Below are 12,846 nucleotides of genomic sequence, written 5' to 3' on the forward strand. Positions count from 1 at the left end.
GTATCCCTAGGTTATCCCTTGGGCAAATCTTACTGTAAAGATAAATTCTAAACTAAAATGGAATTTGGACTATCGCCTTCTTGTTTTTTTAGAAGCTGGCCCTCTATTTCCACCACCGTTTCCACCACCACCTGGTCTTTGTGGCCTTCTTCCGCCTCCACCTCCGCCGCCGCCAGATCCATGAATCTTCGGAGCTTTTCCAGTATGTGATTCTACATTTTTGGAATGAAAAGGTTGTTCCCTGTCCACTGGTATGGAGATTCCAATCACCTTCTCAATGTCTTTGATCAACGAACGTTCGTCAGCCTCACAGATGGAAATGGCAATACCTTTTGCACCTGCTCTTGCTGTTCTGCCAATCCGATGCACGTAGGTTTCAGGGACATATGGGATTTCAAAATTAATCACATGAGTGATGTCATCAATATCGATACCACGTGCGGCTAAGTCTGTCGCAACGAGTGCCCGATTTTTTCCCGATCGGAAGTCTTCTAAAGCACGCTGTCTTGCCGATTGTGATTTGTTTCCATGGATGACATCTACTCTCACACCGTTTTTTGCCAAAAGTTCCGCGACCTTATTGGCACCATGTTTCGTTTTTGTAAAAACGATGGCTCTTTTTAGAGCTTTGTCTTTAAAGATGTGAAGGAGCAGATCCTTTTTTTGGTCTTTATCAACATACATAACCGATTGCGCAATGAGTTCTACAGTCGATGAAACGGGTGTTACGTCAATACGAATGGGATTTACAAGAATGGATTGCGCCAGCTTTTCGATGTCAGGTGGCATTGTTGCTGAGAAAAATAAATTGTGCCGTTTTTTGGGTAAAAAAGTTAATATCTTTCTGATGGCATGAATAAAGCCCATATCGAGCATTCGATCTGCCTCATCGAGTATAAAAACTTCTAAGTTTGCAAGTGAGACATATCTTTGGTCCATGAGATCCACGAGTCTACCCGGAGTCGCAACGAGCACATCGACTCCACTCGCAAGAGCTTTTACTTGTGGCGATTGACCTACACCACCAAACAGAACAGCTGTCTTGATTTGAAGGTATTTTCCGTATATTTTAAAACTATCATGTACTTGCACGGCTAGCTCACGTGTGGGAACGAGCACAAGAGTCCGCGGTTGTTTTGGCATGGTTTTACGATTATCAAGCATCAAATTATGAAGGATGGGAAGGGCAAAAGCTGCCGTTTTACCTGTTCCTGTTTGCGCACAACCAAGAAGGTCACGTTTTTCAAGTAATAATGGTACAGCCTGTATTTGAATCGGGGTTGGTTTCGTATAACCAGTCTCGTTCACTGCCTTGAGAATGTGGGGATCGAGCGATAGCTCGGAAAATGTTTCGATTTTTTTATGCAAGGGTTGCCTACGTATATCTTTCCAGAATTGAGAACCAAGCCAATTTGAATAGGGAAATAAACCCCTAAGGGATGAAAAAAAAGTTGACGAAATGGAGAATTCTTACGTCTATAAAGTCAGAATATGAAATCTTCTATCAACATTCCTAGTTCTCTCCTCCTCCTCGGACTCATATAAGTTCGAGGGAGAGAGTGCTTTGTCAATGGAGCCCGAGTCCCTCAAAGGATTCGGGCTTTTTTGTTTGTAGCCTCCTGCAGACAAAAACCCCTTCCAATGAGAGTCCTCTGGCGATGGAAGGGGGGAAAAAATGTATCAAGATCAAAACTTCCAGAAAAAAATCTGGATCCAAGATGTAACTTTGCGTGACGGCAATCAGGCATTAAAAAAGCCATGGACACTTTCTGAAAAAGAATCCGTCTTTGATAAGTTAGTTGAGCTGAACGTAAACGGTATCGAAGTTGGATTTCCTTCTTCAAACAGCAGTGAATTTGAGGCTTCCGCAACTCTGGCAAAAAAAGCACCTGCACATATCACCATCGCCGGGCTTTCTCGTGCGATTCAAAAAGAAATTGAAGTCACTTGGGAAGCGATCTCCCATGCCAAACTTCCAAGATTGCACATCGTCTACCCAGTGAGTGCCTTTCAAATTCAAAATGTGCTTAGAATTTCACCCGAGCAAGTGTTAGAGAAAATATACAATGCAGTAAGTTTTGCTAGAAAAATCAGCGGAAAACAAACGAGCATCCAATTTTCAGGTGAACATTTTGGAGATGCCTTAGATAACTTTGACTTCGCAGTGAAAGCTTTCCAGACATCTATTGAGGCAGGAGCCAATGTGATCAATCTTCCAAACACAGTCGAAAGATACAGACCCTTCTTATTCGTCGAAATGGTGAGAAAGTTGGCAGAACAGATTCCAGAACATATCACAATCTCTGTTCATACGCATAACGACTTAGGTATGGCAACAGCTACAACTGTCGAAAGTTGTTTTGCGGGAGTGACCCAAGTGGAAGTTGCCTTGAATGGATTAGGTGAAAGAGCAGGGAATACGAATCTATATGAAACTGCGATCGCTCTTCATGAATGCGGTCAGAAATTGGATTTAAATTTTCAAAGAATCTATCCAACTGCAAAGTTCATTGCAGACCTGACAGGAATTCCGATTGGAGAAAAAGCACCAATCGTTGGTTCAGATATCTTTGCTCATAGAAGCGGAATCCACCAAGATGGAGTCACCAAAACGATGGGTCAAAAGAAGGGAGCTTACAGAACCTTTACACCTGAATTTGTTGGACGAACAGATGAGGAATCCATTCGCTTTACAAATCAATCTGGTGCCAAGGCGATAAAATACATGTTAGATGGAGTAGGAAAAATACTGGAAAATGAGAAAATTCAAATTTTGTTCCATAAAGCCAAAGAAGTTTCCAGTTCACAAGGCAATCGAGCGATTGAAGTTGAGGAACTCATTGCTTGGTCCAAAAATCTCTAACAAAATATTTCAGAGTTGACATTCAATTGCCTATGGTTACATATTTTGACCTACGCATTGTTCGTTGCTTGAGGATGATATATGGCCACTACTTTGATTCAAGGTGCTCGCATTTTTGATGGTTCAAAAAAAGATTCTTTTATCGGTGATTTAAGAATCAAAGATGGAATGGTTCAGGACCTTGATACATCCCTCACACCTGAACCTGATGATGAAATCATCGATGCCCATGGGCTTTGGCTCACGCCTGGATTTATTGACTTTCACACGCATTATGATGCTGAGATTGAGGTAGCGCCAGACTTGTCCGAATCGGTTCGTCATGGCGTGACAACCATTGCCCTGGGAAGCTGCTCCTTGAGCCTTGCGATTGGAGAGCCAGTAGATTTAGCTGATATGTTCAGCCGTGTCGAGGCAATACCAAGAAAAAATGTCCTTGAAATTCTGCAAAAAAATAAGAATTGGAATTCCGCTCAGGAATACGTTGATCATCTAAATTCCATTTCACTCGGGCCAAATGTTGTATCCTTTGCTGGCCACTCTGCGATACGAACGCATGTTATGGGATTAGAAAGAGCACTTACCAAAGGCGAAAATCCAACGAAACAAGAACTTAGTAAGATGAAAGATCACTTAACCGAAGCACTCGATGCTGGCTTTCTCGGGATGTCAATCAATACCTTGGTTTGGGACAAAATGGATGGCAATCGTTTTCGTTCCCGTCCCCTACCTTCTACCTATGCGAGTTGGAGCGAGTACCGAGCTTTCAATCAGATTTTGAGAGAACGTGGAAAGGTATTCCAAGGTGTGCCAAACGTATCGACTAAAATCAATCTACTCATGTTTCTTTGGGAAGCATTGGGAATCATTCGCAAACCACTAAAGACGACCATCATTTCTATGATGGACGTAAAGTATGATCCTCATCTTTATAAACTTCTTGGTTTCATTGGCCGTATCATCAATAAACTTTTCCGATCGGATTTCAGATACCAATCCCTTCCTGAACCTTTTGATCTTTATGCAGATGGTATGGACGTTGTCGTCTTTGAAGAGTTTGGTGCGGGAGCCGCAGCCAACCATCTTGAAGATGAATTGGAACGTAAAAAATTAATGAAGGATACAAAATACAGATCTTGGTTCAAAAGACAATGGAATAATTGGTTTTTACCTAGAGTCTTCCATCGTGATTTTCGTGAAACGAAAGTTGTCTCGGCTCCAGATAATAGTCTGATCGGAAAGTCAATCGATGACATCGCTAAAGAAAGAAAAGTAGATTCGGCAACGGCCTTTCTCGACCTAGTGGCTGAGCATGGAAACTCCATCCGTTGGTATACAGTCATGGCAAACCATCGCTTAGCCCCGCTTCAAAAAATCATTTCTCATCCCGATGTTCTCATCGGCTTTTCTGATGCAGGTGCTCACTTGCGGGGGATGGCGCACTATAATTTTCCCTTGCGTATGTTAAAACTGGCCTACGATGCAGAAAAATCCAAGAAGCCATTTATGAGTTTAGAATATGCTGTATTTCGTTTGACCGGGGAAATTGCCGATTGGTTTGGAATCGACGCAGGTTACCTTCGAAAGGGAAAACGTGCGGATCTTGTGCTAATTGATCCAGAGAAATTGAATGAAGATCTGGCAAAAGATGTCGAGGCTCCGATGCCATTTATGAACGACTTCAAGCGATGGGTGAGAAGAAATGATGAGACGATCAAAAATGTCTACATCAACGGGAAGCTTGCTATTAAGAATGGTGTTCCCGTATCAAAACTTGGCAAAGAAAAAGGGTATGGAAAATTTTTAAGGTCCCAGCTAGGGAAGGGAAGCTAGCCATTTTAGTAGACAGAAGAGTTAAAAAAATGAGGAAATATACGAAACATTTCGGACTATGACTTATGGGGTTGGTCAATTTAATACTTGGAGCGATTGCTGCCTTGCTCATAGCAACTGGCATCACCAAAGACCCCAACCAGAATAACGGAAATGTAACGATCACGACACCTCATGAGGTGGTTCGGCCTGAAATGGATTTTTCCAAACTAAAGGAAAAGGCACGTAAGCTTTTAGAATCACCTTACATTGAAATCAAACCTCATACCTCGAAAGAACTTTCTTCCTTACCATACGATCGCTATAAAAACATTCGCTTTCGAACTGAAAAATCATTATGGAGGAGCGAAGGTAGTGCTTTTCAAATTCAATTCATGCCTCCAGGTCACTTATATAATTATGCGATCAATATCAACGAAATGGTTGGATCAAACTACCAACGTATTCCTTTCCTAGAAGAATATTTTGATTGGAGTGAAGTAGGAGAAATCAAGCTCAACGCGGAGATTGGACATACGGGATTTAAGATCCATTATCCTATCAATACCGATGAACATACGGATGAGTTTGCCGTCTTCCAAGGGGCAAGCTACTTTCGGATCGTTTCGAAAGGGCAATTCTATGGTTTGTCAGCACGAGGTCTTGGCATTAACACTGGTATGGCAAACACTCAAGAAGAGTTTCCTGTCTTCAAAGAATTTTGGATTAAAAAACCTGGTAAATTTGATTCTACGATATTCGTTTATGCCTTGTTAGATGGAAAATCGGTAACTGGCGCGTATGAAATTGAAATCGTTCCTGGCGAGATTTCCAAAACAATCATCAATGCAGAAATATATTTAAGAAAGCCTGTAGAAAAACTAGGCATCTCTCCCCTAACCAGTATGTTTTGGTATGGCGAAAACTCGCAAGTTCCGCAAGGCCAAGCTTATCCTGAAGTCCACGATTCGGATGGGCTGCAGTATCAGACAGAAACCGGTGATTATTATTGGAGACCCATAGATAATCCAAAGAAACCACATACCCATATCATTGATTTAGAGAATCCCAAAGGATTTGGCCTCATCCAAAGAGATAAAGACTTTGCAAGTTACGAAGACACTAACATGAAGTACCAGTTGAGGCCTAGTGCTTGGATAGAACCAGGAGACAGCTTTGGAAAGGGGCAGATACATTTATTTCGATTTCCCACAAAACAAGATTCAGACGATAATGTCACACTATTTTGGGTACCATCCAACCTACCGGAAGTCGGTGAGCCACTCCGTTTGCAGTATAGTATCCTTTGGAATGTTTACCCACCCAAAAAGTTAGCTTATGTTGTGGGAACGAGAACTAATCTCGGAAAGGATGGAGAACGAAATTTTTTCATCGATTTTAAAGGTGAAAAATTACAATCCTATACAGAAGAAAAATTACCGACGCCCGTCGTTGAATCTTGGAATGAACCAATTGAAGTAACAAATGTGATAATCCAGAAAATTCCCGAATCAGAAAAATTTCGAATCTCGTTTCAAATACCAGCAAAACTTGGAAATAAAAATACGGAGTTAAAAGCCTATCTAAAAGACAATTCCGAGGTGATCTCAGAAACATGGATAACAACGTGGGACCATGCCAACCAGTAAACTTGTTTTAGCTCTCGAGAAAAGACTGCGAGCCTTAGGAAATGATGATCCCATTTACATCGCAGATATAATCCGCAAGATTTTATCTGAGGATAAAGAACTTACCTTAACGGAAGCAATGGACAGATTTGAAACGGAAGTCGAAAGGTCTTCCTTGGCAGAACTTGGACTCGAACAAGATCGCTTTCCAGATTTAAAATTTGAGAGTCTAGTATTAAAAGAATTTCGAAACCATCCAGATTTCAATCAGATAGCAGTTACCTTAAAGAATCAATTTTCTTCACGGGGAAAAGGATTTGGGAAAATGGTTCCGCGTCCCATTGATTTTTCCGGATTCGCAAGATTATCAGAAGAAAAAATCGATAAAAAAACTGTCATTTTCACCATATTGTTTTGGATTATTATATATTCTCTAATTCTTTATTTTATTTAATTCGCATATGCCATTTATCAAATTTAATACTTATACATTTAGGATTTTTTCTTTTTGGGGTTTTGTAAATTTACTTTCAGGTTATGGCACACTTGTCTACTTTGAATTTCTATCTTTTCGACAGTTTGATTGGATTGACGGAATCCTACTTTTTACATTTTCCATTTTATTTTTGCACCTATCTTATGGGGCAACCATCGCCCTTTTTGGATTCTTTCAATACTTCAAAGGAGGCGATGCAAAGAGATGCATCATCGAAAAAGACCTTCTTAAATCTATCGAAATCGATAAAGTACCTGTCGCCATTGTTGTACCTATCTATAATGAAAATCCAACGGAGGTCTATGAGAGAATATCATCCATGTATTCCGCGATCAAATCATCTAACGAATGCAACTCTTTCGATTTTTTTATACTTAGCGACTCAAACCAACCACATGTTTGGATCGAAGAAGAATTAGAATATATCAAACTGATAAAAAAAACAGAGGGTTGGGGAAGGATTTACTATCGTCGCCGAAAGTCCAATACGAATGGAAAAAGCGGGAATATTTCGGATTTTTGTAGGCGGTTTGGAAAAAATTACCGGTATATGATTGTTCTCGATGCGGATAGTTATATGGAAGCCGATGCCATGCTTCTTCTCGCAAAAAAAATGGAATCGGAACCAACCTTAGGAATCTTGCAAACAAATCCCCAAATTTACAAAACCCAGTCCTTATTCCAAAAACTTTTCGCATATTCTCAAAAGCTATATAGCGAGTATTATCTAACGGGTGCTAGTTATTGGCAGATGAATTCTAGTTCTTTTTGGGGCCATAACGCCATTATCAGGCTTGAGCCTTTTATCGAGCATTGCGCACTTCCCAAGCTCCCTAAGTTAGGTGCTCTTGGTGGCAAAATTTTAAGCCATGATACGATTGAGGCCGCTCTAATTCGAAGAGCTGGATATTCCGTACAATTCACAACAGATCTGCCGGGGAGTTTCGAAGAATATCCTCCGACCTGGATTGAATCTCTGCAGAGAGACCAAAGATGGTGCCAAGGAAATTTACAACACTTTTGGTTTTTAGGAGCCCGCGAATTAAATTTCCAGTCTAAGATTTCAATATTGCTTGGAATTTTTTCCTATCTTTCCAGTGTACTTTGGCTTCTATTTATCGTTTTGTCCCTGATCTTGTATTTAGATGATTTACGCTTTTTTAGATTGGCATTTAATTCCAGAGAATTTGAAATCATATTCAAACAGTATTATATTGGAAAAGCGATTCAACTTCAGGCAATTACGCTCTGTCTTCTTTTTGTGCCTAAAATTTTAGCATTCCTTGTCGAATTGATAAAACCCGAACGAATTCCGATTTCTAGACTCAAACTGACGAGCTTTTTTCTCATAGAAACTTTCGTATCTTTCCTGATGGCGCCGACCAACATGTTTATGTATGTACAATTTGTACTCTTTACCTTATCAGGCAAAAAAGTGATTTGGAAAAATCAAAATCGGGACATTTCAAAAGCACTTCCTTTTTTTATCGCATTTCAAAATTTCAAAATGCCATTTATAAGTGGTATTTTAATTTTTATACTTTTATGGCACACAGAAACTCAATTATTGATTTGGATTTCTCCTATTTGGGCCTCATGGATACTCGCGCCGCTCATCGCAGTTGTGTCTTCTCTCGTCACTGTCCAAACGCATCCATCAAACTTAACTGAAAAATCAGAAATTACGCCGACAAATGCATTGAAGCTTGTATTAACCGATCCTTATATATTTGGAATTCATTTGTTTATGATTCGAGAGCGGCTTTTAGAAAAGGAAAAATCGAAGGAATCCCTAAAGCTTCTTTGCGAAAAAATGCTCTTTCAAGGACCAAAAGCAATCTCCGCAAAGGAAACATTGCGAATCTTATATAGCAAAACGGCGCTAATCACGTTTCACGATAAATATTGGAAAACATATCCTTCTGAAAGAAATCCGTATTGGAATTGAATCTATCCTCGGATATGGTATCCACCATCTACATTGCGAATCTCACCTGTGATTCTATTGTTCTTTCTAAAAAGATATACGACTTCATCTGCTAAATCTTGAGGAATTGCATTTCCTAGCGGAGATTTTTCTTCTGCTTCCGCGACTGCTGCAGCGAGTCCTTCGATAGCACCTCCCGCCTTACTGGCAGTATATGCAGAGAACCGTATGGCATTTACTTGAATACCATCTGTTTTTCCAAGCTCCCAGGCAAGCTCCTTTACTAATCGCTCTAATGCTGCTTTTGCCATTCCAATATTTTTATAAGGATGGCTTGCAATTTTTTCAGCACCTAAATAACTCAAGGCGATGATTGAGGATTTTTTTTGCAATAGAGACTGTTGGTATAACGCCTTTGTCAAAGCAAGAAGAGAGAATGCAGATATGTTCATAGCGTCCATAAATTCATCTCTTGTCACATCCATGATTGGTTTCACTTTCCCTTGACGGATCGTTTTATCCATTGCGATAGAATGCAGAAGTCCATTCACCGAAATGCCTTCTTTTTTCAGAAGGGAAGCAAAATCATCAATGCTTTCTTGGATTCCCACATCCAATGCATAGGTTTTAATTTCCTGCCCGAGTTCGGTCTGAACCGTTTTTACGAAGTCACTGTATGTTTTCTCCAGGTAAGCCAGTCCATTCTCTGAAACATTTTTATGATGTGGGGTCCTTCCTAGACCTGTACAAAGCAATTGTGCACCCTGATTTTTGCACTCCTTTGCAATTGAAAGCGCAAGGGACGACGCATCCGTAATCCCTGTAATGATAACCGTTTGTCCGTTTAATGCATTTTCCATTTTGGTCCTTATTTACTCATTTCCTTGTCTTCTCACAAAACTTATGCCTGCGTTCTGGCAATGCCGTCCTTGATTCGGTGGCTCTATCCTATTCGACTGTAAGACGTCCCTAGACCTTTCAAACCCCGTATTTTTCAGGTGCTAGAAATGTTTCTTTCCCTTTTTTAACCTACTCTATTTATAACAGATATGGGGAATTAAGTCGTCCCATCTTATAAGTTGGAACTAAAAAAGTATGGCTCGAACATTCTGTAAGCATATATTCCTTCTGGGTATCGCTTTGATTACTGTTTCCGATTCCTACGCGCGTGATTTGACCCAAGTCGTGTCTCTCCAACCGATTGAAACTATACAAAAAGAATTGCGTCAGTTAGACGAGAAATCTATGGTCATCCACTATGGATTTCAGAAAGAGGATGTTCAATTCTCCATACTCGCAAAAAACCAAGCAACAAAAACCAAATCCTATTTTCTGATCTTTCTCTGGAGCCACCTGGATGAAGTAGAAGTTTGCATTCAGAAGGAAACTTGCACAAAAGCAGGGTATTCGCATCCAGTATCGGCCTGGCCAGTGATGCAAATTTTCCCGACGTTCCCGCTCGAATTACCACCAAATGGGGAAAAGGAAATCGCCATTCGCATTCGATCTAAAAATTTTATCGAATCAGAAATCAAACTCATTACGACGGAAGAACTTTTCGAAATCATCAACTGGCAAACGGGTCTTGTCTTTAGTTTCTTAATCTTAATTTTAGCGTTTTTATTCCGACTGATCTATTTTTGTCTGCTTTATAAAAAGAGGTGGCTGTACTTTTTAACTGCATTTCATTTTGCAATTTTTCTTGTTTTCATTTTCGGATCAGGACTTGCCAATTACTATCTTTTTCCTAATTATGCCATCCCCCTATCTCTATTCAAAAAAGTGATCATCGGAATTTTGATCCTCACTGGTTGTGCCTGGCTTTCCGATTATTTCCAAACGAAAATCAGGTATCCTATCTCTCACCGCTCGTTTCAAGCCGCAACAGTTTTAGCTGTCTTTTTAATTTTCTGTAGTTTTACCGATACACCAAGGGTTCTCATTTCGGTTTTATATACGGGCCTTTATCTGGCTCTAACCATTTTATCGATTCGTCTTGCCCTCACCAACCTAAAAGACCAACTTCGACCGACACCGTGGCTCATACTTAGCTTACTGTGCTTACTCATCTTTGAAGTATTAAATATTTTTTCTTACGAAACATTCGATTCACACGATAGCAAAATTTATTTATTCTTTCTCTCCATATTTATTCCTGCTAATGCATTTTTCGTATCTAGAACCATTCGAGCTCACATCTACGATATCGAAACAGAACTAACATTAACTAAACTTGAAATTTTAAAATTTAAAAGAGATCTAAATCTTTCGCTACCAATGGCAAATTCCTCCGACAGAAAATCATATCTTAACGGGGTTAATATTGAAGAGGTAATTGAAAAATTAACCTCACTGATGACAGAAGACAAAGTTTTTTTAGAAGAGGAGTTGAGGCTATCGGATCTGGCGGCACTACTCGGATTGACAGTCCACCAAACATCCGAAATACTGAATCAGATTTTAAAAATTTCTTTTGCGGACCTTTTAAAAAAGTATCGTATCGAGGAGGCAAAACGCCTCCTCGTCGAAGATGTAAGAAAACCAGTTTTGGATGTGGCTTTAGAATGCGGGTTTACTTCAAAGTCAGTTTTTAATGAGGCTTTTCGAAAACATGAATCTTTGACACCACTTGAGTTTAGAAAGAAGCAATTGCAGCTTTATAGTTAGCTACTGCTGTGTGGTGATCAAACAAGGCTTTGATTTCCCGAATCGCTGCCTCGGAAGTTGTTTGCTCACGAATGTTTACAATTAGAAGAGTGGAATCCCCCAAGAAGAATCGTTCTCTCTCTAATTCTTCCAGCTTTTTAGCCAGTTCAAATTCACTTTTTGCAATCGCCACCCGTTTCCCAGTCGCAATCACTTCTGAAATCGTATCATGAATCTCGGTTTGTATCTTATCTTTGGTAAACTGTAGTTCCTGATCCAATTGAGAGAGTTTCGCCTCACTCGCCCCAATCAGTCCACGAGGTCTTCTGGTTTGTAAGGGAACATTTAGAACTAAAGAAGCTTCAAGTTCGGGCTTTGCACGCGTGATCGAACCTGGACCAAAGTCTTGCGAGGCAGCAACGAGCAAATCAACCTGTGGTTTGGCGGCGTTATAACCAAGATCGCGGTCCACGCTGACCTTATCTCGTTTGAACTCCATGTCTTTAATCTCAGGTCGGTTCTTAATTGCTTTTTTGAGTGAGAGCTCTATGTCTAATTCTTTCGGATCGACAGTCTTGGGAAATCCGATCGGCAATCGATTGTTATTTGGTGTGATTAATTTTCCATCGGGCTCACGTAAGAATAAGGAAAGATCAATCGCAGCCTTATGGAGTTCTCTTTCCGCTGTGACAAATTGAGATTCTCTCTGCAAAATGGCTCTTCTGTTATCGGAACTTTCAATCTTTGGAAGGTCTCCAAGTTTGATACGATCTATAATTTGTCCTTCCCTAACTCTTGCGATCTCAAGTAAGTCCTTATAGACCAAATAATCTTGTCCAGTGGCTACCCATTTCCAATACCTTCTCGTAGCTTCTCGGATCAATTCGATCTTCAACTTTTGAATGGATAACTCAGCAAGTTTTCGATCAATCTCTGCTTTTCTTAGATCCGCACGATTTTTATCAATTTGTTGGTTTCGAAACAAAGGAATGAGTGCACCGGCTCTAACCTCTCCCAAATCATTTGTCTCTCTGCGACCATCATAAGCTGGAAAATTTCCGCGACCAATGCGATAACCAGCAAAGAAGGAAGTGCCACCTAACGGAGTTGGCTTTTCAATGAAACTATCGGATGCATTGTTTTGATAGAATCCAAGGGGCTTTGTGGTGCCAATGGATCGAAACTGAAGATCAAATGCTCCTTCTGCCGCCAAATAGTTGTATTCTGCTTCGGTTAATAATTTTTCAGCAGCAAGGACCAAGGGATAAGATTTTTCAACTGATTTCAAGAGTTCAGCCAAACTCAAGACACCAGGCTGTTTGTTTATATAGTCCTCAGAGTAAATATTTGGTCCGTGAAGATTGTCAAAGTCGCTCTTTTGAATGGGGTCAATTTCAAATTCTCCAGCTAAAATCCCGAAAGGAATGATGAAGATTGATTTTAAAAAAATGAAACTCTTTTTTAGCATAAGCGC

9 protein-coding genes are annotated in these 12,846 nt (G+C 40.2%); 6 read left to right on the forward strand and 3 right to left on the reverse strand.

The genetic code is table 11. From position 1 onward, the window contains the following. Window positions 1-69 precede the first annotated feature (69 nt). The gene (locus EHQ58_RS16035) at window positions 70-1,368 is read right to left on the reverse strand and encodes a DEAD/DEAH box helicase (RefSeq protein WP_135624922.1); all 1,299 of its coding nucleotides are present in this window, start codon (window positions 1,366-1,368) and stop codon (window positions 70-72) included. 307 nt (window positions 1,369-1,675) lie between these two features. Between EHQ58_RS16035 and leuA2 the strand changes: the two genes are divergently transcribed. The 5 genes from leuA2 to mdoH all read left to right on the forward strand — a co-directional run bounded on the left by leuA2 (window position 1,676) and on the right by mdoH (window position 8,747). Continuing rightward, complete coding sequence (gene leuA2, locus EHQ58_RS16040) at window positions 1,676-2,863, forward strand: 2-isopropylmalate synthase LeuA2 (RefSeq protein ID WP_135624923.1); 1,188 nt, start codon at window positions 1,676-1,678, stop codon at window positions 2,861-2,863. A gap of 81 nt (window positions 2,864-2,944) precedes the next feature. Beyond that, window positions 2,945-4,696: an N-acyl-D-amino-acid deacylase family protein gene (locus EHQ58_RS16045; protein WP_135624924.1), complete on the forward strand. Its 1,752-nt coding sequence runs from the start codon at window positions 2,945-2,947 to the stop codon at window positions 4,694-4,696. Between the two features lie 71 nt (window positions 4,697-4,767). Beyond that, window positions 4,768-6,324: a glucan biosynthesis protein gene (locus tag EHQ58_RS16050; protein ID WP_167883661.1), complete on the forward strand. Its 1,557-nt coding sequence runs from the start codon at window positions 4,768-4,770 to the stop codon at window positions 6,322-6,324. Beyond that, entirely contained in the window at window positions 6,311-6,757 is a 447-nt protein-coding gene (locus EHQ58_RS16055; protein WP_135624926.1) for a hypothetical protein, read from the forward strand. The genes EHQ58_RS16050 and EHQ58_RS16055 overlap by 14 nt, the downstream gene beginning before the upstream one ends. Window positions 6,758-6,764: 7 nt before the next feature. Next, window positions 6,765-8,747: a glucans biosynthesis glucosyltransferase MdoH gene (gene mdoH, locus EHQ58_RS16060; RefSeq protein WP_135624927.1), complete on the forward strand. Its 1,983-nt coding sequence runs from the start codon at window positions 6,765-6,767 to the stop codon at window positions 8,745-8,747. Window positions 8,748-8,749: 2 nt separating this feature from the next. On the opposite strand, the gene EHQ58_RS16065 is transcribed toward mdoH, so the two are convergent. Further along, the gene (locus EHQ58_RS16065; RefSeq protein ID WP_135624928.1) at window positions 8,750-9,586 is read right to left on the reverse strand and encodes an SDR family oxidoreductase; all 837 of its coding nucleotides are present in this window, start codon (window positions 9,584-9,586) and stop codon (window positions 8,750-8,752) included. A gap of 235 nt (window positions 9,587-9,821) precedes the next feature. Here EHQ58_RS16065 and EHQ58_RS16070 point away from each other — a divergent pair, with 235 nt between their 5' ends. Beyond that, window positions 9,822-11,393 carry a helix-turn-helix domain-containing protein gene (locus tag EHQ58_RS16070; protein ID WP_135624929.1) on the forward strand — a complete coding sequence of 524 codons (1,572 nt, stop codon included), beginning with the start codon at window positions 9,822-9,824 and terminating at the stop codon, window positions 11,391-11,393. On the opposite strand, the gene EHQ58_RS16075 is transcribed toward EHQ58_RS16070, so the two are convergent. Further along, window positions 11,362-12,840: a TolC family protein gene (locus EHQ58_RS16075; RefSeq protein WP_135624960.1), complete on the reverse strand. Its 1,479-nt coding sequence runs from the start codon at window positions 12,838-12,840 to the stop codon at window positions 11,362-11,364. The genes EHQ58_RS16070 and EHQ58_RS16075 overlap by 32 nt on opposite strands. Window positions 12,841-12,846: the final 6 nt, after the last annotated feature.

Source organism: Leptospira ognonensis (assembly GCF_004770745.1).
Taxonomy (GTDB): domain Bacteria; phylum Spirochaetota; class Leptospiria; order Leptospirales; family Leptospiraceae; genus Leptospira_A; species Leptospira_A ognonensis.

Bases quoted from the DNA above. Each gene is read 5' to 3' on its own strand.
- leuA2 (WP_135624923.1), top strand. From the start codon at position 1,676: ATGTATCAAGATCAAAACTTCCAGAAAAAAATCTGGATCCAAGATGTA.
- EHQ58_RS16045 (WP_135624924.1), top strand. From the start codon at position 2,945: ATGGCCACTACTTTGATTCAAGGTGCTCGCATTTTTGATGGTTCAAAA.
- EHQ58_RS16055 (WP_135624926.1), top strand. From the start codon at position 6,311: ATGCCAACCAGTAAACTTGTTTTAGCTCTCGAGAAAAGACTGCGAGCC.
- mdoH (WP_135624927.1), top strand. From the start codon at position 6,765: ATGCCATTTATCAAATTTAATACTTATACATTTAGGATTTTTTCTTTT.
- EHQ58_RS16065 (WP_135624928.1), bottom strand. From the start codon at position 9,586: ATGGAAAATGCATTAAACGGACAAACGGTTATCATTACAGGGATTACG.
- EHQ58_RS16070 (WP_135624929.1), top strand. From the start codon at position 9,822: ATGGCTCGAACATTCTGTAAGCATATATTCCTTCTGGGTATCGCTTTG.
- EHQ58_RS16075 (WP_135624960.1), bottom strand. From the start codon at position 12,840: ATGCTAAAAAAGAGTTTCATTTTTTTAAAATCAATCTTCATCATTCCT.